Annotated in this window: 17 protein-coding genes; 7 read left to right on the top strand and 10 right to left on the bottom strand. The window is 46.6% G+C overall.

Annotation, left to right across the window (positions count from 1 at the left end):
• Positions 1–124: 124 nt before the first annotated feature.
• A complete protein-coding gene (gene fabB / locus AB0763_RS04870) occupies positions 125–1,336 on the bottom strand; it encodes a beta-ketoacyl-ACP synthase I (RefSeq protein ID WP_306101365.1) in 1,212 nt (403 codons plus the stop codon).
• A gap of 124 nt (positions 1,337–1,460) precedes the next feature.
• Between fabB and mnmC the strand changes: the two genes are divergently transcribed.
• Entirely contained in the window at positions 1,461–3,491 is a 2,031-nt protein-coding gene (mnmC, locus tag AB0763_RS04865) for a bifunctional tRNA (5-methylaminomethyl-2-thiouridine)(34)-methyltransferase MnmD/FAD-dependent 5-carboxymethylaminomethyl-2-thiouridine(34) oxidoreductase MnmC (protein WP_306101366.1), read from the top strand.
• A gap of 76 nt (positions 3,492–3,567) precedes the next feature.
• Here mnmC and AB0763_RS04860 read toward each other — a convergent pair whose 3' ends face one another.
• The 5 genes from AB0763_RS04860 to prmB form a co-directional block, all read right to left on the bottom strand.
• On the bottom strand, positions 3,568–4,095 hold the full coding sequence (locus AB0763_RS04860) for an NADPH-dependent FMN reductase (protein ID WP_306101367.1): 528 nt from the start codon (positions 4,093–4,095) through the stop codon (positions 3,568–3,570).
• An 86-nt stretch (positions 4,096–4,181) separates the two neighbouring features.
• Positions 4,182–4,451 (bottom strand): YfcL family protein, encoded by a 270-nt coding sequence (locus AB0763_RS04855; protein WP_306101368.1) that lies wholly within the window; start codon positions 4,449–4,451, stop codon positions 4,182–4,184.
• 19 nt (positions 4,452–4,470) lie between these two features.
• Positions 4,471–5,001 carry an elongation factor P hydroxylase gene (locus tag AB0763_RS04850; protein WP_306101369.1) on the bottom strand — a complete coding sequence of 177 codons (531 nt, stop codon included), beginning with the start codon at positions 4,999–5,001 and terminating at the stop codon, positions 4,471–4,473.
• A gap of 111 nt (positions 5,002–5,112) precedes the next feature.
• Entirely contained in the window at positions 5,113–6,198 is a 1,086-nt protein-coding gene (aroC, locus tag AB0763_RS04845; protein WP_306101370.1) for a chorismate synthase, read from the bottom strand.
• A 159-nt stretch (positions 6,199–6,357) separates the two neighbouring features.
• Positions 6,358–7,290: a 50S ribosomal protein L3 N(5)-glutamine methyltransferase gene (gene prmB, locus AB0763_RS04840; protein ID WP_306101371.1), complete on the bottom strand. Its 933-nt coding sequence runs from the start codon at positions 7,288–7,290 to the stop codon at positions 6,358–6,360.
• A gap of 62 nt (positions 7,291–7,352) precedes the next feature.
• On the opposite strand from prmB, the gene smrB reads away from it, so the two are divergent.
• Entirely contained in the window at positions 7,353–7,895 is a 543-nt protein-coding gene (gene smrB, locus AB0763_RS04835) for an endonuclease SmrB (RefSeq protein ID WP_306101372.1), read from the top strand.
• A gap of 40 nt (positions 7,896–7,935) precedes the next feature.
• On the opposite strand, the gene sixA is transcribed toward smrB, so the two are convergent.
• Complete coding sequence (sixA, locus tag AB0763_RS04830) at positions 7,936–8,412, bottom strand: phosphohistidine phosphatase SixA (protein ID WP_306101373.1); 477 nt, start codon at positions 8,410–8,412, stop codon at positions 7,936–7,938.
• Between the two features lie 268 nt (positions 8,413–8,680).
• On the opposite strand from sixA, the gene AB0763_RS04825 reads away from it, so the two are divergent.
• The gene (locus AB0763_RS04825) at positions 8,681–11,458 is read left to right on the top strand and encodes an insulinase family protein (RefSeq protein WP_306101546.1); all 2,778 of its coding nucleotides are present in this window, start codon (positions 8,681–8,683) and stop codon (positions 11,456–11,458) included.
• Positions 11,459–11,550: 92 nt separating this feature from the next.
• Here AB0763_RS04825 and fadJ read toward each other — a convergent pair whose 3' ends face one another.
• On the bottom strand, positions 11,551–13,671 hold the full coding sequence (fadJ, locus tag AB0763_RS04820; protein WP_306101374.1) for a fatty acid oxidation complex subunit alpha FadJ: 2,121 nt from the start codon (positions 13,669–13,671) through the stop codon (positions 11,551–11,553).
• Positions 13,668–14,978, bottom strand: a complete 1,311-nt coding sequence (fadI, locus tag AB0763_RS04815; RefSeq protein WP_306101375.1) for an acetyl-CoA C-acyltransferase FadI — start codon at positions 14,976–14,978, stop codon at positions 13,668–13,670. Before fadI ends, fadJ begins: the two co-directional genes overlap by 4 nt.
• Positions 14,979–15,427: 449 nt before the next feature.
• Here fadI and AB0763_RS04810 point away from each other — a divergent pair, with 449 nt between their 5' ends.
• The 4 genes from AB0763_RS04810 (at position 15,428) to AB0763_RS04795 (ending at position 19,666) form a co-directional block, all read left to right on the top strand.
• Positions 15,428–15,934, top strand: coding sequence for a sigma-70 family RNA polymerase sigma factor (locus AB0763_RS04810; RefSeq protein WP_306101376.1), 507 nt, complete (start codon positions 15,428–15,430; stop codon positions 15,932–15,934).
• Positions 15,927–16,658, top strand: a complete 732-nt coding sequence (locus AB0763_RS04805) for a DUF3379 family protein (RefSeq protein ID WP_306101377.1) — start codon at positions 15,927–15,929, stop codon at positions 16,656–16,658. The genes AB0763_RS04810 and AB0763_RS04805 overlap by 8 nt, the downstream gene beginning before the upstream one ends.
• Positions 16,659–17,397: 739 nt before the next feature.
• On the top strand, positions 17,398–18,942 hold the full coding sequence (locus tag AB0763_RS04800) for a sodium:alanine symporter family protein (protein ID WP_306101378.1): 1,545 nt from the start codon (positions 17,398–17,400) through the stop codon (positions 18,940–18,942).
• 148 nt (positions 18,943–19,090) lie between these two features.
• On the top strand, positions 19,091–19,666 hold the full coding sequence (locus AB0763_RS04795) for a hypothetical protein (RefSeq protein ID WP_306101379.1): 576 nt from the start codon (positions 19,091–19,093) through the stop codon (positions 19,664–19,666).
• Positions 19,667–19,837: 171 nt separating this feature from the next.
• Here the strand turns inward: AB0763_RS04795 and AB0763_RS04790 are convergent, their stop codons facing one another.
• Positions 19,838–20,587 carry a VacJ family lipoprotein gene (locus AB0763_RS04790; protein ID WP_306101380.1) on the bottom strand — a complete coding sequence of 250 codons (750 nt, stop codon included), beginning with the start codon at positions 20,585–20,587 and terminating at the stop codon, positions 19,838–19,840.
• Positions 20,588–20,776 lie beyond the last annotated feature (189 nt).

Genomic DNA, 20,776 nt, shown 5'->3' with positions numbered 1-20,776 from the left:
GAGTTGATTGGAATAAATAAACCGCGATTGTGCTAAAAAGCGCTTGGGCTGTCGAGCACTAGTTGTGGATGAGACAAAAAAATACCCAGCCAAGCTGGGTATCGTTTCATTAATCGTTATAGACTTAGTCTTGATACTTTTTGATCACTAAGGTCGCGTTCGTACCACCAAAGCCAAAGCTGTTCGACATCACCGTGGTCAGTTTGGCATCGCGAGCACTGGTCACGACATCTAAGCCTTGTGCCGCTTCGTCTAAGTTACTGATATTGATACTTGGCGCGATAAAACCATGCTCCAACATCAAGGTGGAGTAAATGGCTTCATGAACCCCTGCCGCGCCTAGCGCATGGCCAGTCATGGCTTTGGTTGCAGAAATCGCTGGGCTGTTTTCACCAAAAATTTGTTGAATTGCGCCTAACTCTTTGACATCACCAACCGGAGTCGACGTGCCATGGGTATTGACGTAATCGACCGATTCAACCGACTCCATCGCCATTTTCATACAGCGGATGGCACCTTCACCAGACGGCGCAACCATGTCATAACCGTCGGACGTGGCACCATAGCCAACAATCTCACCGTAGATTTTAGCGCCGCGGGCCAAAGCGTGTTCCAATTCTTCAACCACGACCATACCGCCGCCACCAGAAATAACGAAACCATCGCGATCGGCGTCATAAGTGCGTGAAGCCAATTCTGGCGTGTCATTGTACTTGGTTGACAATGCGCCCATTGCATCGAACATCATTGTCATCGACCAATCGAGCTCTTCACCACCACCGGCAAAAACGATGTCTTGTTTGCCCAATTGGATCAACTCCATCGCGTGACCGATACAGTGTGCCGATGTCGCGCAAGCAGAACTCATTGAGTAGTTTACACCGCGAATTTTAAACGGAGTCGCCAGACAGGCAGAAACGGTCGAAGACATAGTACGAGGCACCATGTAAGGTCCAACGCGCTTAACGCCTTTTTCGCGAAGCGTGTCCACCGCTTGCGCTTGGTTCAAAGAAGAAGCGCCCCCCGAACCCGCTACAATACCAGTACGGTCATGTGACACTTGCTCTTCGCTCAAACCGGCATCGGCAATCGCTTGCTCCATCGATAAATAAGCGTAAGCCGCTGCATCGCCCATAAAACGCATTTTTTTGCGATCGATATGTTCTGCAGGATTAATTTTTAAATCGCCCCATACTTGTGAGCGCAAGCCCTGCTCTTTGAATTGTTCAGAAGCAGTAATACCCGATTTGCCTGCTTTTAGCGACGCGAGAACTTCTTCGACGTTGTTACCGATACTAGAGACAATGCCCATACCAGTGATTACGACTCGTTTCATGTCATATTCCTATTAATCTAAATTCCGCTAAATGATAACTAAGATAAACGGCAAAAGTGGTCAGCTTTCCCAGAAATCCGTACAATCAATATCAATATTATGCCTTAAGTTCGATGAAAGTGTTATGAAATCACCGATATCCCATGCCCAACTCGATTGGAACGACTCAGGAACGCCCGTCTCTGAGCATTTTGACGACGTTTATTTTTCCAATGTCAACGGCTTAGAAGAAAGCCGTTATGTCTTTTTACAACAAAACCAGCTCCCCAATCGGTGGTTAGACTTCGGCCATCGCCGCTTTGTGATTGCCGAAACAGGCTTTGGAACCGGCCTAAACTTTCTCGCCGCGTGGCAGCAATTTGACCAATTTCGCCAACAAAATCCCAACGCTGCGGTTTCTGAACTGCATTTTATCAGTTTTGAAAAATACCCAGTGAGCTTGAAGGACTTAAGAAAAGCACATCAAGCTTGGCCCGAGCTTAAGCCTTATGCCGAACAACTGCAAGCACACTACCCCATTGCCATGCCAGATTGCCATCGCTTAGTGTTAGATCAAGGTCGCATTACCTTAGACTTGTGGTTTGGGGATATTCACGACTCGATTCCACAAATGCCAAGACCTGAAACTGGCCTGGTTGACGCGTGGTTTCTCGATGGTTTTGCACCGAGTAAAAACCCAGATATGTGGAACCCGCGCTTGTTTTCTGCCATGGCACAACTGGCCAAAGCCGATGCCACCTGTGCCACCTTTACCGCGGCGGGCTTTGTGCGCCGAGGCCTCATCGAAGCCGGGTTTGAAATGAAAAAGGTCAAGGGGTTTGGCACCAAGCGAGAAATGTTGGCAGGCCACCTCAAACAAAGGCTTGATGGCGGAAACCGTGACCCTTGGCTACCGGCCAACCCGGCGACATCATCAGAGTCAATCGCCATTATCGGTGGCGGGATCGCCAGCGCCATGTTGGCTCAAGCATTATTAAGGCGCAAACAGCGAGTCACTCTGTATTGCCAACACCCCAAGGTGGCACAAGGCGCCTCTGGTAATCAACAAGGCGCGGTTTATCCTTTGCTCAATCAAGAGCACAACAACATTGCTCGCTTTTTCTCCTCCGCTTTTTTGTACGCCAAGCAGCAATATCAGCAATTAAGCGACTCGGTCAACTTTGCTCACCAGTGGTGTGGTGTCACCCAATTAATGTGGAACGACAAAGCGAGTAAGAAATTATCCCCTGTGGCAGAGCTTGGCTTTCCCCTTGAGATGGTCACTGCACACAATGCCGAGCAAACCAGACAGGTGAGCGGCATTGAGCTCTCTTGTGCCAGTCTACATTACCCTTTGGGCGGCTGGTTATCCCCCAAAGAACTCACTCGGGGGCTCATCGAAGAATGCGTTGCACAGGGCTTGGTCGTTTACTACAACTGTGAGGTCACCGAGTTAGAGGCTGCAGACAAAGGTTGGCAATTGACCACTTGCACCCGCCGCGAAGGTCGTGATGACATGGAAAACCGCGTACATCACGATACCGTGATTATAGCCAATGGCCATCAATTTGATCACTTTAAGCCCAGCCACGACCTACCGCTTGGCAAAGTAAAGGGGCAAGTCAGTCACATCCCAACCACACCGGCACTTGCCCAACTACAAAACGTGCTTTGTTACGACGGTTACTTGACCCCGGCGCACCCTGCCACCAATCAGCATTGTATTGGCGCCAGTTACGACAGACACCGACTTGACACCGACTTTGATCCCATCGCCCAAGCGCAAAATCGCCAACGTCTTATCGATTGCCTTCCCGAACAAGATTGGCCCAATGAGGTGGATAGCCAAGGCAATCAATCCCGCCAGGCCATACGCTGTGTCAGTCGCGACCACTTGCCCTTTGTCGGCCACATCTCTGAACGAGAGCAAGCTGAGCAAGCCTTTACGGCGCAGTGTGACCGCCTGCCTTATCACGACAATTTGTTTGCCTTACTCGGCCTTGGTTCACGGGGTATTTCTTCTGCACCACTACTCGCGGAGCTGCTGGCATCGCAAATTTGTGGGGATCCACTGCCCTTGCCCAAAGCGGTTTTAGAAGCGTTGCACCCAAGTCGCATGTGGATCAGAAAACTGCGCAAAGGCAAAGCCATCACCGTCAAACCCAGTAAAACCTAGTCGCAAAGAGACCAAGGACAAATCTAAAAAAAGCGAGGACTGAAGCCTCGCTTTTTGTTGTGATTGAGTTTGGGTATCAGCGCGGTAACGTCATCGCTAAAGCTTGCAGGTCTTGTTGCAGCTTTTCATCCGTTACTTGGCTATTTTGCATGTCAAAGACCTCATAAAAATGGGGTACCGATAATGCCCCTAGAACTTGGCCACCGAAAAACGATGCCGATTCGGTCGCGGTTTTCAGCACATTTTGCGCACCGCCAGGGCCTGGGGAGGCAGCTAGGTAAATAGCGGGTTTGTTTTGATAGACATCGCGTTGAATTCGGCTGGCCCAATCAAACAAGTTTTTGTAGGCCGCGGGATAATACCCATTGTGCTCAGCAAAAGAAATCACCAAGGCATCAGCACTGGCAATCGCGTCTAGAAAGGCTTTAGCCCCAGGTGCCTGGCCGATTTCTTTTTCTTTGTCTTCACTAAACATAGGCACATCAAACTGGTTAATATCCAACACTTCAACGTGCGCTTCTGCCACTAAATTGGCGGTGTAGCTCGCCAATGCTTTGTTAATTGAACTCGAACTGCTTGATGCACCAAAAGCGATAATTTTCATACTCATTCCCTCTAAGTTTCGGTTCACTTAGAGTAACTCCCTCGCCGTGAAGCTCAAGCGCAAAAACTTGACCAAGCTGTTCAAATTTATTGAACAGCTTCCGTACTCAGCGTTTGCCACAGAGATAAGACCAATTGACGATCCGCTGGTGAAAGCTCACTGCGCGCTAGGTTAATACTTTCTTCAATACGCTGTTTAAGTACGGTAACGTCTTGAATACCTTCTTCTTCACAATCGGCGGCAGCCAGTGAAACGTGACCGCGCAAATAACCACCAGCAAACAACTCATCTTCTGAGGCGTTGTCAATTCGCGCATCGATTTTAGCCAGGATCATTTCTTCAAATTCAATAATCATAAGGTTCTCTTGTTGAAGTTTATTGGACGACAAAATCGTCTTTCGTGAAGGGAGCAATTGCATAAAATTGCCTTAAAGCTTGTGACAACTGAGCCACTCGGGTCGGAAGCCCTTGTTCGAGAATCGTCATCACTTCGTGGTGCACACTGTGCATAAAGGCCAACCTGTCTGGTTCAAAGTCGCCATTTAGGTTGTCGCAACTGACAGTAAACGGAAAACCGGCACTCACCGATAAAATCCATTCGTAGGCTTGTGGCCTGATCTCCACTTGCTCAAAGCGCGCCTGCGCGTTCTCATCTCGTCCATCAGGTTGATACCAATAGCCAAAATCTTCTAATAAACGTCGTTTTGGTCCCGCAACACACCAGTGGGCAATTTCATGTAGTGCCGAGGCAAAATAACCATGAGCAAACATGATGCGATGATATGGCACCTCATCATCCGCGGGGAGATAAATGGGCTCGTCGGGGCTGAGCACTAAACGCGTTTGATAAGAATCAAAAAAGGTGCGGTCAAACAGTTCGATCAGATCTTGATAACGATGGGTCATAACATTGAGGATTAAGGTGATGATTAACGCGCGCTATTGTCGCCATTTTTTGCGCTCAGGTAAAGGGCAACAAAGAAACGACTAAGGGCGCAATACCTGCGCCCTTACCGTTTAGATTTTTGGAGTTTGAGTCATGACATCTTGGTTCTGACCGCGATGACGTAACAGGTGATCCATTAGAGTGATCGCCAACATGGCCTCGGCAATCGGCACTGCGCGAATACCAACACAAGGGTCATGACGGCCTTTGGTGATAAGTTCTGTCGGTTGACCTTGTTTGTCAATCGTCTTACCTGGAACGGTAATGCTCGAGGTGGGTTTGAGCGCAATATTGGCCACAATGTCTTGCCCCGACGAAATACCCCCTAAGATGCCACCGGCGTGATTGCTGGTGAACCCCTCAGGCGTCAGACTGTCGCGGTGCTCACTGCCCTTTTGCGCGACAACATCAAAACCATCACCAATTTCGACCCCTTTGACGGCATTGATACTCATCAGTGAATGCGCAATGTCGGCATCGAGACGATCAAAAACTGGCTCGCCGAGACCAACAGGAACGCCCGTCGCCACGACTTGAATTTTAGCGCCAATCGAATCGCCTTCTTTTTTAAGGTCGCGGATCAATTGATCATACTCGGCCACTTTATCGACATCTGGGCAGAAAAATGGGTTGTTTTCTATCTCATCCCAATCGATTTTATCGATGGCAATGTCGCCCATTTGCGATAAGTAAGCGCGAACTTCAATACCAAATTGTGCTTTGAGATATTGTTTCGCAATCGCACCGGCAGCGACACGCATCGCTGTTTCACGCGCAGAAGAACGGCCACCACCTCGATAATCACGCACACCGTATTTTTGATGGTAGGTGTAATCAGCGTGCCCTGGGCGAAACTTGTCTTTAATGTCTGAATAGTCTTTTGAGCGTTGATCGGTATTTTCAATCAACAGACCAATCGACGTTCCTGTGGTTTTCCCCTCAAACACACCGGATAAAATTTTCACTTCATCGGGCTCGCGACGTTGCGTCGTGTAACGGGATGTCCCAGGGCGACGGCGGTCTAAATCCCTTTGCAAATCAGCTTCACAAATTTCAAGCCCAGGTGGGCACCCGTCAACGATACAACCCAGTGCAATTCCGTGACTCTCTCCGAATGTGGTGACTCGAAAATGTTGGCCGATGCTATTTCCTGCCATAGTTCCTCTGTTGTGATTGCCGATGCTTAATCTCACCGACAATAAATCTATCAATTCATCGTGCTGTCATAGTGGCGTGAATGCCTGCGCTTGTAAAGCCTTTATAGCGGGCAATTTGACCTGATGCGGCAAGTCGTTCTTGCCGCATCAAACCAAGGCTCAGTCGAGGTAGAGAGAAAACTGATCGGCACACTCAAGCAATTGCTGACGAGTGAGCATAAAGACGCCGTGCCCACCTTGTTCGAATTCAATCCAAGTAAAGGGGATACCTGGATATTGCTCCATCATATGAACCATGGAATTACCCACTTCGCAAATCAATATACCGTCTTCGGTCAAGTGATTCGGCGCATTGGCCAAGATGCGACGCACTAATTTTAAGCCATCGCTGCCTGCCGCTAACCCTAACTCAGGTTCGTGTCGAAACTCTGCGGGCAAGCTGTCCATGTCTTCTTGGTCAACATAAGGCGGGTTGGTCACAATGATGTCGTACTGAGCGCCAGATAACCCACTAAGCAAATCAGAACGAAGCGGGAAAACTTGCTGTTCCAATCCGTGATCTTGAATGTTGCGCTCGGCTACCTCGAGTGCCGGAGCGGAAATATCAACCGCGTCCACTTCGGCCTCTGGGTAGGCGTAAGCACAGGCGATCGCGATACAACCACTGCCAGTACACAAGTCCAAAATACGCTCAGGCTCTTTGGTCAACCAAGGCTGAAATTGATTTTGGATCAGTTCGCCAATTGGCGAGCGCGGGATCAACACATTTTCATCGACGTAAAATTCCAAGCCACAAAACCAAGCTTGGTTAGTGAGGTAAGCCGTCGGTGTTTTGTCGTTAATGCGTTTGACGACACGCTCAATCACTCGCAAACGCTCACTGCTGGTCAGGCGAGAAGACAAAACATGAGGAGGCACATCAAGGGGTAGATAGAGGCTTGGCAAGACCAGTTGAACGGCTTCATCCCATGCGTTATCGGTCCCGTGACCATAAAAAAGCTGCGCCGCATTAAAACGGCTAACCGTCCAACGAATGACGTCTTGAAGGGTGTGTAATTCATTCACCGCTTCTTCTACAAAAATCTTATCCAAAATTGCCTCCAAAAAGCGCTACAATACCGCGATAACTATTTTTTTAAAGTGAATCCCTATCTATGAGCTCACAAGACCCCAAAGACATTGACGACTTCGCTTTGTTTCAACAAGCGGTAAAGGGCGTAAAACAGTTGCGTCAGGATACCATAACCCACGAAGTAAAAAGAAACGTTAAAAACAAACTGCAAATAAAACAGGCTCGCCAAGCCAAAGATGAAGAGTTTTATTTCTCTGACGAGTACGTCCCTTTGCTCAGCCAAGAAGGACCGATGCGTTTTGTCAGTGACCGCGTCTCCCATTTCGAACTCAAGCGGCTCCGCCGTGGAGATTATGTACCGGATGTCTTTCTCGATTTACACGGCATGACGCAAAAAGAAGCCAAACGCGAACTCGGCGCCATGATCGCCTATTGTAAAAACAATGAAATTCATTGTGCCTGTGTTCAACACGGGATTGGGAAACACATTCTCAAACAAAAAACGCCTCTGTGGTTAGCGCAACATCCGGAGATATTGGCCTTTCATCAAGCGCCTCTCGAATTTGGCGGAGCGGGGGCACTGCTGGTATTGATATCCATCCCTGAAAAAGAACAAGGAGCTTAACCGCTCCTTGCTGACATTTGAACAAGATAGAATTAGCGAGCTAAGCGACGGACTGAGGTGACAGTTGCCAAACCACTTCGCCAAATTGCTTCTCAATTTGAAAATCAATGCAAAGTAACCCTGAAGTCACAAACATAGGCGGCGATAAATCTCTTACAAATTCAGCGGCTAAATATCCAACTAAAGGAAGGTGTGATACAATCAGTAAAGACTCTATCGGTTCGACTTGTGCAAGTGCGTTGACGTAATCAAAGACGTGATCAGCATTGCCATAAGGGGTGATATCAGGGCAAGTAACCACCTCTCCAAACGTGAAGTGGTCTTGTGTTTGTTGCCAGGTTTGCTGTGCCCTCAGGTACGGACTGACTAACACTTTGTCAAAGTGAGAAATTCCTTGTTGTACGCAAGCCTGCGCGACTTTTTCACTATCACGTCGTCCTTGGTCGGTAAGTGCTCTTTCTGCATCGCTATTGGCCATTAATACGGCTTCGCCGTGACGCATAATGAATATTTTCATTGTATAACCTTATTAGGTCTTCGACCTATGACTGATTAACCGTACGCTCTTTCCGAACGAGAATGGAATAGAGCCACAAGATTGACAGTGTCGTTTTAATACGAATATTTTCGTTGGGTGTGCCATCGTTTGCAATAAAACTGTATAGTTTACGATAAATCTATATACAAATTTCACACCAACTTTTTGACCAATATTACACCATCTTTTTGTTATCGTCATAAATAACAATAATAAGACAGGTATGTCGAGCTCGGAGGTATCGCTAGTGCACCAAAGCCCTAATGACAATAATCAATACCATTATATTACCTTGAGCAATCAACTAAGGGTGTTATTGATCCATCAACCCCAAGCCAGCAAATCCGCCGCTGCTTTGGCGGTTAACGTCGGCCACTTTGACGATCCCCAGTCCCGTGAAGGTCTGGCGCACTATCTTGAGCACATGCTCTTTTTAGGCACAGAGCGCTACCCTAGAGTGGGTGACTTTCAAAATTTTGTATCACAACACGGCGGCGCAAACAACGCTTGGACAGGCACAGAGCACACTTGCTACTTTTTTGATATCGATCATAACGCGTTTGAACGTGGCTTGGATCGCTTTAGCCAATTTTTTACAGCCCCCTTATTTAATCAAGAAGCGCTCGACAAAGAACGTCATGCGGTTGACTCAGAATTCAAATTAAAGCTCAAAGACGACAATCGGCGTATTTATCAAGTCAATAAAGAACTCGTCAACCCAGCGCACCCCTTTGCCAAATTTTCTGTTGGTAATTTAACAACATTAGACGATCGCAATGGGCAAAGTATCCGCAGCGAAATTGTCCAGTTTCACCAGCAGCACTATTCTGCTGATCTGATGACGCTGACTTTGATGAGCCCTGAACCACTCTCGGTATTAGAGCAATGGGCAACGCATTATTTTGCCGATATTGAAAACCACCATTTATTCCCCAAAACGGTTTCAATTGATTACCAAGCAAAACTCACGACCGGCCACCTCGTTGAAATTCAGCCAGTGAAAGACTTGCGCAAACTGCAATTGACCTTTCCTCTGCCAAGCAGTGAAGCGGATTATCGCATCAAACCTTTGTCTTATATCGCCCACCTCATTGGCTATGAAGGTGAAAACAGTTTGATGATGACCCTAAAAGATCAAGGCTGGATTACCTCGCTGATCGCGGGCGGTGGTGCCAGTGGTAGCAACTACCGCGACTTTACCATCAGCTGTCATCTCACCGAGTTAGGGTTTGAGCACGTCGATGATATTGTCCAGCACATTTTCCACTATATTGGTTTGATTGTCAGCCAAGGCTTGGATGCTTGGCGTTATCAGGAAAAGAAAACCGTCATGGCGGCGGCGTTTCAATTTCAAGAGCCAACTCGCCCAATCGACTTGGTTAGCCACCTCGCCATTAACATGCAACACTATGATGACGAGGATGTCATCTTTGGCGATTATAGGATGTCTGACTATGACCAAGCCATGATTGAACAACGTTTATCCCTGCTCAGTGTCGATAATGTTCGCTTGACTTTAATTCACCCGCAGGCCAAGGTCGATCGCCATGCAAAATGGTATCAAACCCCTTACTCAGTGACCCCCTTTCGACCACAGCAAAAAGACCAATTCCGCACTCCCCTCGCGGATTCGACATTAGCACTGCCTTTGCCCAACCCATTTATTAGTGATCAGCTCGAGCCACAAGCCTTGTCCGGACACGCTCATTATCCCGAACTGATTGAAGAGAAAGCCGGGTTTCGCCTTTGGCATTTACAAGACCGTGAATTTAGGTTGCCCAAGGGCATTATTTACATCGCCATAGACAGTCCCCATGCCGTTGCCAGTGTCACCAATATTGTCAAAACCCGTTTGTGTGTTGAGATGTTTCTCGACGCGCTAGCCAAACAGACCTATCAAGCCGAAATTGCGGGCATGCATTACAACCTTTATGCCCATCAAGGCGGAGTGACCCTAACATTGTCGGGCTTTAGTCAACAACAGCCTAAATTACTCAAGGTCATTTTAGAGAAGTTTGCCACCCGCAGTTTTAGTCAAGAACGCTTTGAAAACATAAAGCAACAACTGAAACGCAGTTGGAGTAATGCCCAACAAGACCGACCTTTATCTCAACTGTTCAGTGGCATTGCCGGTTTGTTGCAGCCTAACAACCCACCGTATTGCAAACTGCTGCAAGCCATTGATGACGTCGATGTCGAATCCCTACCGGACTTTGTCAGCCGACTGCTCAGCGAATTGCATATTGAAATGTTTGTTCATGGCGATTGGCAACAGTCACAAGCGTTGCAAATGGCCGAGGTGTTAAAAAATGCGCTGCGCATCAAAGACCAATCGTATCAAGAGAGCCTTCGTCCGTTGGTCATGCTAGGGAGAAACGGAACGTATCAATGGGAAATCGAGTGTCAACAGTCGGATTCAGCCGTGGTGGTCTATCACCAGTGTCCGGATACGGAACCGAGAAGCATTGCCTTGTATGCCTTGGCCAATCACTTGATGTCGGCGGAATTTTTCCATCAAATTCGCACCAAACAGCAATTAGGTTATATGGTCGGCACAGGCAATATGCCCATGCATCGCCATCCGGGATTAGTCTTGTATGTACAATCGCCCAGCGCCTCGCCACAAACATTGATAAGCTCAATCGATGAGTTTCTCAACGCCTTTTATTTGCTGTTGCTCGAACTGACCGATTATCAATGGCACAGCAGTAAAAAAGGACTTTGGAATCAAATTTCGGCACCGGATACCACATTGAAAATGCGTTCTCAACGCTTATGGGTTGCGATTGGAAATAAAGACAATGAATTCAATCAAAGAGAGCGGGTACTCGAGCAACTCAAAAGCCTCACTCGAGCCGATATGATGCGCTTTGTGGTCAATGAGCTGAAACCTAGGACGGCCAATCGATTGGTTATGCACAGCCATGGTTTAGCTCACGTTCCCTATGAACCTCTTAACATCGGCAAAAAAATTGACGATGTCGCTGAGTTTCAAAAACGCCGTCTCGATCGCAACCACGGATGAGGATTCACAAACGCTTTGATGTGTAGGCGAGTGTGAGGGCGGTCATTGACCGCGCTCACCTTCGCCGACTTTTCCTTTGTTAGGCGGTGGGATTATCTTGGATAAAAACACTCACCACTGCCAGCACGAGTCAGTAAACCATCGGCTGGATTGAAGCGATCACCATAACGTTCAGACAGCGCATTTAACTGTTCGACTAACGCTTTAATGCCAATTGAGTCCATGTAGTGGAACGGCCCGCCCAAACAAGGCGGAAAGCCCAAACCGAAAATGGCGCCAATGTCGCCATCGCGTGGACTACTGATAATCCCTTCATCTAGACAGCGTACCGCTTCATTGAGCATTAACATGACACAACGCTGTGCGATTTGTTGTTGACTCAACTTCGATTCCGGTTGCAAATTTAACGTCTGATAAACGCTTTTATCCACACCTGAGCGCCCTTTGCCGTAACGATAAAAACCGCGTTTGTTTTTCTTACCTAAGCGGTTGTCGTTGAGCAAAGGGCTAAAGATGGCCGGAGGCTCAAAGCGCGCGCCGAGTTTATCGACCAAAACTGGGGTGATTTTATCGCCAATATCAATGCCGACTTCATCGATAAGTTTAATCGGCCCAAGTGGAAAGCCAAAATTGAGTAACGCTTTGTCTATCGAGTCAATCGGTTCATTTTCCAGTAACAAGCGCCCTGCTTCATTCATGTAGGGCGTCAAGATGCGGTTGACATAAAACCCCGCGCTGTCTTTAACCACAATCGCCGTTTTACCTTGTTGTTTGGCTAAAGCAAGACCGGTAGCCACCGCCTCATCACTGCTGCCAGCATGAGGGATCACTTCGACCAATGGCATTTTTTCTACCGGGCTAAAATAATGCAGCCCAATCACTTGCTCTGGGTGAGGTGCGCCAGCCGCGATGTCAGCAATTGGAATCGAAGAGGTGTTCGTGGCAACCACACCTTTAAAATTGGATAACCCTTGTATGTCTTGAACGATCTTTTGTTTTATTTCAAGATCTTCAATCGCCGCTTCGACCATCAGTTCGGCATTCTCGAAACCGCGATATTGTGTATCAGCAGACAAGTACTGCATGCGTTGTTCGACTTGTCTTGTACTGTATTTGCCTTTTTTCTGGGCCTTTTTTAACCCTTGATAACAATATTGAAACGCTTTAGCCACCGAAGAATGATCCAGATCTTTAAGTCGAGTGCCAAGCCGAGCTTTGTCTATCGAGACTAACGCTATCCCCGCCCCCATAAATCCACACCCGATAACCCCTATTTGGGTGAGCAACGGGGTTAGCGAAGTCGAGTTTACGTCTTTTTTTAGCGCTGTAGTGGCAAAAAACACGTGACGCAACGCTTTCGATTCAGCGCTCATGACTAACTTGCCAAATTGTAATGCTTCTTGTTGAGAGCCAACCAATGCCCCTTGTTCCAACCCCGCTTTTACAACTTGGCACAAACTGCCGATGGCAGGATATAGGTGCCGCGCTTTTTTCTGTGCTTGCTGTTCAATCAGTTTAATGGTGATTGACGCGGCTACATTTACCTGGGTCAGTAGCCGCTTCGTTGCCGGGAGTTGGCGTTCGACTCTGGGTTTTCCTTGGTGCTTCATGAGTTTGCTCACCGCGACAGAGGCCAATATATCGACACTAACGCACTCATCGACCAACCCCAAACGCTGAGCTTTTAAGCCGCGATGGCTGCGGCCGGTCAACATCATATCCATCGCGGCGGTGAGGCCGATTAATCGTGGCAAGCGCTGAGTGCCACCGGATCCAGGGATCAAGCCGAGTTTAATTTCTGGTAGCCCCAACAAAGTTTTATTATCCTGACTGCAAACTCGGTAATCACAGGCTAACGCCAATTCTAAGCCGCCCCCCAAACATACCCCGTGAATGACCGCGACACTGGGATAAGGCAGATGCGTTAAGCACTCAAAAATTTTCTGCCCTTGCTCTGACAGCGTCTGCGCTTCTTGCTCTGATTGGCACTGTGCTAACATATGGATGTCCGCACCGGCGATAAAGCTGTCTTTTTTTCCTGACTGTATCACCAAGCCTTTGAGATTGTTGTCGGTGGCATAGCGGTCCAAGAAACCTTCCATTTCCTCAATTAACCCTGCGTGCAAGGTATTGACAGACTCACCTTGTACATTGATAGTTAACCATAAAATAGCCGCGTCATCGACTTGCCAAGACAGTGCTGAATGACTCATGCTTCTACCTCCAAAATCATCGCGACACCCAAGCCACCCGCCGCGCAGGCCGTATTCAGTGCGAGCCCACCGCCACGGCGTTTGAGTTCGTGTAACGTTTGGGTGATCATTCTCGCCCCTGTGGCGGCAAAAGGATGACCATAAGCCAGCGATCCTCCTAAGACATTAAACTTATCCATGTCTATTTCTCCTATTGGCTTGTCTTGACCTAATGAACGTTTAGCAAACTCAGTCGACTCAAACAATTTGATATTCGTGAGGACTTGAGCGGAAAATGCCTCATGCATATCAATCAGTGTCATATCATTGAGGGATAAGCCGCTTTTTTGTAATACTTTGGCAGTCGAATATGCCGGTCCAAGTAACATGTCGCGGTCGACTCGTTCAGCGCTAAACGCATAGTGCTTTAAATACCCTAAAACCGGCACCCCTAATTCTTTCGCTCTCGATTCGCTCATCATGACGAGGGCCGCCGCCCCATCGGTTAAGGCGGTGCTGTTTGCCGCCGTCACCGTACCGTGCTGACGATCAAAAGCCGGTTTTAATCGCCGGTAGTCATCGAGTGTACTGTCTGGACGTAGGGTATTATCCTTAGTCACCACCTGTTGATAGGGCTTTGCAATCAAGCTCATCACTTCGCGATCCATTTTGCCTTCTTGCCAAGCCTTAGCCGCGAGAAGATGGGACCGCAAAGCAAACTCATCTTGGGCGTCACGACTGATTTGATAAGTCTTGGCCATTTGCTCTGCCGTTTGCCCCATTCTAAGCCCCGTTGAATACTCACTGACCGCTGGTGCCACAGGTAAAAAGTCTTTCGGTCGAAGCCGGCCGACAAGTTTGAGTTTGTCGGTCACGGTTCGCGTTTTAGAGAAAGCTAACAGCCAGCGCGCTAGATTTTGACTCACCCCGACAGGCAGTACCGATGAGGAATCCGCGCCACCAGCAATACCGCAGCGCACATCGCCAACCATAATACTCTCTGCCAAAGACACTACGGATTGAAAACTGGTCGCACAAGCTCGAGTAACACTGTACCCATCGATCGTCACAGGCAAAGGAGTACCTAAAATGATTTCTCTGGCGATGTTGGGCGCAGCTGGCATTTGGATCACTTGACCAAACACCACACGTTCAATCCAGTTGGGATCTAATCCTTCTCGGCTCAATAATTCAGTGACCAAGGATTGGCCCAGATTGACGGCTGGCACCTCGGAAAACGACGTCGCTTGTTTGGCAAAAGGAGTGCGTAAACCGGCAACAAAAGCCACTCGCTCCATGGGGGGGTGAATGCTCGAATTCTGACTCATAAAAACGCCTCGATTAGAAAGATGAAATCAGTGTAGTGATAAATATCGTTAAATTAACCCCTTAAAGCAGTACTCTGAGAGTTACCTCACTCTAAATACACTAATCTGATTAAATATGTGAAAACGCACGTTAATCGCTGCGGTGAGAACCAATTGGCAATGAACGGGTCAAACGAATATCTGACCTTCAACGCATTTCTGCAAATAATCTGCGCGCAAAGTGCCAAAGTCGTCCATAGTCGAAGGTAAAAGGTGGTAACTCGACAAGCATTGAGGCAACATGTGCTTTTTTTAAATTTATCAACACCTAGATTGATAAACTTAAATTAATATAGATCTGAATAAGTTACACGCCAAACATAACCTGGATAACTGTCATAAGGAAAAAAATTTTGGCTATATCGATTTTTTCACGAAAGAAATCAGACCCTGACAAGGTCTCTTTGGATATGAACAGACAATCCAAATACGAGGCATTAGTCCGAGCCTATCACCGCGATCTTTACCGATATGCCTATTGGCTGTGTTCGGATGCCAGTATCGCTGAGGACTTAGTGCAAGAAACGTGTTTGCGCGCTTGGAAATCGCTTGACCAACTCAACGATGAAAAAGCGACCAAGGCTTGGCTTATCACGATTCTCAGACGTGAAAATGCCCGCCGGTTTGAACGCAAACAATTTGATCTTGTTGACATAGATGATCACAGTCATGAGGTTCACATTGATGATGACGTCACGCATCAGCGTACTTGGTTACAAAGGCAAATAATGAACCTGCCTGTAGAATACCGAGAGCCGTTATTTTTACAAATTATCGGTGGGTTTAACGGCGAAGAAATTGGTAATATACTCCAGCTCAATACCAATACCGTGATGACTCGACTTTTTAGAGCGCGTAATCAACTAAAAGAATTAGTTGACCATGACCACAAACACGAGGGGCAAAAAAATGGATGATTTAGATTTTCGTCGCCGTCTTTTTTCTGACCCAAAACTGCGCGACGAAGACGTACTTAAAGCGATCTCTGGCAGTGATTCTAACGCTAAGTTTGCCGAAGACATGCTGTCGTTTGACGCTGAGCTAAAACAAGCAATGACGGTCGATGTTCCGGATGATCTCGCGGATAAGATATTGTTTTCACAAAACAACATCAAAAAGAAACCGGTTTGGAATCAATGGCGTAAACCCTCGTTGAGTTTAGCGGCTTCCATTGCTTTTGTCGTTGGCGTGATGGCTGGACAAATCAATTGGGGCAATGCCTTACTGCCACAGGCCCAAGCGTCGATACCGCAGACGGCCATTCAACACGTAATGGATGAAAAAGCCTTTGTCGGTACTATAGATGAGCGCGCCAGTGATCAGCAATTAAAGGCCAAGGTCAAACCACTTAACTATGACATTGCCGGGGCCTTCCCGTATCATATCTACTACATCAATCATTGTGCCTTTGGTAAGAGCAATGCGGTACATATGATTTACCAAGGCGAAAAAGGCAAAGTCACCCTCTTTTTTGTGCCGCAATCAACAAAAAGCGAAGCGTTTTCTGATCAAGGCATGGATGGTTATGTGTATTCGATGCAGGATGCCAGTATTATTTTAGTCGGACAGCCCGGTGAAGATCTCGCTGCCATGGCTCAACGTATCGGCGCGATGATGTCGCCCATGCCAGAGGCCTCTTAACCTTCCACTCAGACCTGATAAGCTCAGGTCTGAGTGTTTTACCTCCCCCACACCGACCTTTTCCCCGCTGACTTTCTTCGTTCTTTTGATACAAGCTGATTCAATACCACAGAGTAAAATTTTATTACTTTGCCTTTTAGGCTAGACGTTTTATTGCCAGTTCCTTAAATAATAGAAGATAAAACCAAATACATGGTTACGTTTATCAAATAACGACAATATTAATGACAGTATTCATTTAAATATTCCATTGATTTTTTTACTTATTATTTCCTATATAATAATCACCTGGTTTTATATTAAATCAACGTTCTATCACACAGTGCCTCAGTATTTCCTCTTGGCTTCATTGACAATCATCACGATCAAAAACACGGGCCCGCCAGTGAGGAAACAATGAAACCAATTTAATACAAACTCAATGATAATCAGTATCTTATGCATGATCTCTCTCTTGTATTTACCGTTTATGGCTTTACAAGTGCGCTCTAATAGGCTTAGCTATTGGGGTGAGTGATTTATTTACTTAAAATGCTTTTCTGCATTATGTTCACTTTTTAAATTTATACATACAACGCATTTTCACATCGAAAAGTGACTAAAATATAGATTTATAATCTAATCTGGTTTATATAATCATTATTGCTCGATCATTTTTCTTACTGTTAATTTGACGGTAAATGTGAGAGATTGTTATTAAACTCGTTGAGTTGTGGGATAAAATACAAGGATGTTATCTATGATAAAAGCAAAAAAACTTTGGCTACTTATGCTCGCTTTCGTGACTGGAAGTGCCCTGGCAGAAGAGCCCAGTGGCTTTAAACAAGCCATTGAATCTATCAGCCAATCTGTCGATGGTTTTTTTAATGACTACACTGGATGGTTTGTGGGCCTCATTTTTAAAAGCGTCCCTGTCGGCGACGCCAGTTTTCCACTGATCGTTGGTTGGTTATTGCTCGCGGCAATCATTTTCACGGTTTATTTTGGCTTTATACAATTTAAACGGGTTGGACTGGCCATTAATATCATTAAAGGCAAATACACAGATCCCAATTCGAAAGAAGATGGGGAAGTCTCCCACTTTCAAGCCCTGACCACGGCCCTGTCCGGTACGGTTGGTTTAGGTAACATTGCCGGCGTGGGCGCGGCACTTGCGATTGGCGGTCCCGGTGCGACTTTTTGGATGATCCTGTGTGGCCTTCTGGGGATGGCGTCAAAATTTTGTGAGTGTACTTTGGGTGTTAAGTACCGCACTGTTTTGCCATCGGGTGCAATTTCAGGTGGCCCTATGTACTACCTCAGTCAAGGGCTTAGCGAGAAGGGTTTGACAGGCTTAGGCAAAGGCTTGGCCATTGGCTTTGCGCTGATGTGTATCTTGGGTTCATTAGGTGGTGGTAACATGTTCCAAGCCAACCAAGCCCACGCAATGCTAACTTATGCTTTTGACGTTCCAAGTGAATACGGCATTATTACCGGCTTTGTGCTTGCGGCATTGGTTTTTTCCGTGATTGTCGGAGGTATGCCTTCTATTGCTTCAGTGACTGAACGAGTCGTGCCTTGGATGGCAGTCCTGTACATCGGTATGTCTTTGATCGTTATTATCTCTAACATCGGACAAGTCGGTGCTGCATTTGCCTCTATTTTCGAGGGTGCTTTCACTGGTGCCGGTGTTGCGGGTGGTATCATTGGTGCATTGATCCAAGGCTTAAAACGTGCAACATTCTCAAACGAAGCAGGCGTCGGCTCTGCAGCAATTGCTCACTCAGCGGTAAAAACCAAAGAGCCAGTTACAGAAGGTCTTGTTTCTCTATTAGAACCTTTCATCGATACCGTGGTGATTTGTACGATGACGGCCTTGGTGATTACAATTGCTGGGCTTAACACAGCACCATTTAATGGTGAAGGTTTGACTGGCGTGACCCTAACTGCTGCCTCTTTCACTGAAACAGCCGGCTTCTTTAAGTACTTACTCGCACTTGCCGTCGTATTGTTCGCCTTCTCAACCATGATCTCTTGGTCATACTACGGGTTAAAAGCATGGACATACCTGTTTGGTGAAGGAAGAAAAGCGGAGTTAGTCTACAAACTGATGTTTTGTTTCTTCGTGATTGTCGGTGCGACCATTCAATTTGGTGCGGTTATTGACTTCTCCGATGCCGCGATTTTTGCAATGTCTATCTTCAACATCATTGGTCTCTACTTCTTGATGCCAATTGTGAAACAAGAACTGCATTCTTTTGTCGCTCGCATCAAATCTGGTGAAATCAAAAGTTACGACAAATAAAATGAGTTAAAGCGCACAATCTGATCTATATTAAGGCTGTTAACGATTGGTTTAACAGCCTTTTTTTGTTATTCGTTCGCTCTTTTCTGCATATGGTTTTTAACGCCTACCCTGTTTAGCCACGGGTAAATTACTATAGGTTGATACGATGAAGTCTAACTACCTGACGATAGATTTAAGCATTCCCCTCTTGGCAAAAGGGCCTAAGTTCCTATCTCACATTGTTGTTATCAATGGCAACATTGCTTACCTAAAGCCGACGATCAGCGCCATGATGTTTTGCATCGTGTATGTGGTGGTAGGGCTCTTTCTGATTGGGCTCGCCAGTTTTTTACTTGTCTCAACTCGGCAAATTGACCTGGTCATTTTCCTTGTTGGTTTTGGTGTCGCTATTGCGACTTTTGGGATAACGTTAATCCAGCCATTCTTGCGCATAGCGAGTTTTGATAAAGAGCGCGGGGTGTTTAAGAATCGTCGCGACCGCCAAGTCAAACTCTGTAATATTATGTCGCTGCAGATCAACGAGAAAAAAATACAACCCAAACACGCTCTGAGTTACTGGTGCTACGAATTGAATTTGTTAACTAAGGGTGGGCGTCGCATCAATGTGTTAAACCACAATAACCGTGAGCAACTGTTTCACGATGCCAACGTATTAAGTCAATTTCTGAAGGTGAGCTTACACAATTATTGTCAATCAGAGACCGATGAAAGTCAGCCATAAATAAAAAGACCCTCAATAATTGGTGTCCAACTATTGGGGGTCACTTCATTTGCAGTAATGCCTTTTTATTACCTCAAGCGGGTTACACATTGGTCCTATCACTAATCGAGCACGTTGACCCCAACTTTAACTAGGTAGGCGTTCGTCCAATCCGGTCGCGATCATTCGTTGCTAAAAATTGTCGTCTAAATAGCTGTCTAAGTAATCTTCTTCTTCTTTGTTTTCTTTAGGCTGCTCAATCTGCGCTTTAAAGTCTTGGTGCTGAAGATAGATTTCTCTTGTTAATGTATATGGATCCGGAGAATTGTTCAGCTGGGACTCTTGAGACACCAGCGACGCTCGAGCTTCCATCCCTTGTACCATGAACTTACCTATGGTGCCCCAAATGTTTAAATAAGCCAGCGGGAAATAGTAACTGTCGACGGTATCGGTTAACCCTCGCACTGTGTTCGGCCCTGCGGCTGGCAACATTAAATAAGGTCCATTACCCACTCCGTAATGCCCTAGTGTATCGCCAAAGGAGCGGTCATCGATTTTCGACAAACCGGCATAAGAAGCGACATCAAACAAACCCAAAACGCCAAAGGTAGTATTAATCACAAAACGGCCTAAATTATCCATCGCTTGGCCGCCATTGCCCATGAGCAAGTTATTGACCATGCTTGACGGCTCATCGAGGTTGGAAAAAAAGTTTTTTAAGCCGGTGCGCAAAGGTGATGGAGTATAATCAACGTAGGCAAGTGACACGGGTCTTAAGAAGTAAGGATCGATGTAATCGTAGTTTAGTGTCCACATAACGCGGTTAACCCCTTCTATTGGGTCATTGACCGAGCTAGCGTCGTCGGTTTCTGGCTTACTGCTACACGCGGTGAGTAATAATGTTGCGAAAGCCACTGCATAGATGGCGAGTCGATTGGTCATGAAATGTGGCCCGTATACATCGAAATAAACCGCTCCTGAAATAAAACAGCGTTTCATTTTAGTTAAAGATTGGGAAATTTACCCATGTTCGGGTAAAGAAGTCAATATTAACCCGTGTCAATTCACTGATGCCAAGCCAATATGACCTAAATTGCGCAATTTTTTTGACTGATATGACGTAACTTTAAG

Source organism: Vibrio sp. HB236076, assembly GCF_040957575.1.
In the GTDB taxonomy this organism is placed as follows: domain Bacteria; phylum Pseudomonadota; class Gammaproteobacteria; order Enterobacterales; family Vibrionaceae; genus Vibrio.
The sequence above is the reverse complement of the archived record's forward strand: the minus strand, read 5'-3'. Positions and strand labels throughout refer to the sequence as shown.

Coding starts and splice junctions, on each gene's coding strand:
- fabB (WP_306101365.1), bottom strand. CDS start 1,336: ATGAAACGAGTCGTAATCACTGGTATGGGCATTGTCTCTAGTATCGGT.
- mnmC (WP_306101366.1), top strand. CDS start 1,461: ATGAAATCACCGATATCCCATGCCCAACTCGATTGGAACGACTCAGGA.
- AB0763_RS04860 (WP_306101367.1), bottom strand. CDS start 4,095: ATGAAAATTATCGCTTTTGGTGCATCAAGCAGTTCGAGTTCAATTAAC.
- AB0763_RS04855 (WP_306101368.1), bottom strand. CDS start 4,451: ATGATTATTGAATTTGAAGAAATGATCCTGGCTAAAATCGATGCGCGA.
- AB0763_RS04850 (WP_306101369.1), bottom strand. CDS start 5,001: ATGACCCATCGTTATCAAGATCTGATCGAACTGTTTGACCGCACCTTT.
- aroC (WP_306101370.1), bottom strand. CDS start 6,198: ATGGCAGGAAATAGCATCGGCCAACATTTTCGAGTCACCACATTCGGA.
- smrB (WP_306101372.1), top strand. CDS start 7,353: ATGAGCTCACAAGACCCCAAAGACATTGACGACTTCGCTTTGTTTCAA.
- sixA (WP_306101373.1), bottom strand. CDS start 8,412: ATGAAAATATTCATTATGCGTCACGGCGAAGCCGTATTAATGGCCAAT.
- fadJ (WP_306101374.1), bottom strand. CDS start 13,671: ATGAGTCATTCAGCACTGTCTTGGCAAGTCGATGACGCGGCTATTTTA.
- fadI (WP_306101375.1), bottom strand. CDS start 14,978: ATGAGTCAGAATTCGAGCATTCACCCCCCCATGGAGCGAGTGGCTTTT.
- AB0763_RS04810 (WP_306101376.1), top strand. CDS start 15,428: ATGAACAGACAATCCAAATACGAGGCATTAGTCCGAGCCTATCACCGC.
- AB0763_RS04805 (WP_306101377.1), top strand. CDS start 15,927: ATGGATGATTTAGATTTTCGTCGCCGTCTTTTTTCTGACCCAAAACTG.
- AB0763_RS04800 (WP_306101378.1), top strand. CDS start 17,398: ATGATAAAAGCAAAAAAACTTTGGCTACTTATGCTCGCTTTCGTGACT.
- AB0763_RS04795 (WP_306101379.1), top strand. CDS start 19,091: ATGAAGTCTAACTACCTGACGATAGATTTAAGCATTCCCCTCTTGGCA.
- AB0763_RS04790 (WP_306101380.1), bottom strand. CDS start 20,587: ATGACCAATCGACTCGCCATCTATGCAGTGGCTTTCGCAACATTATTA.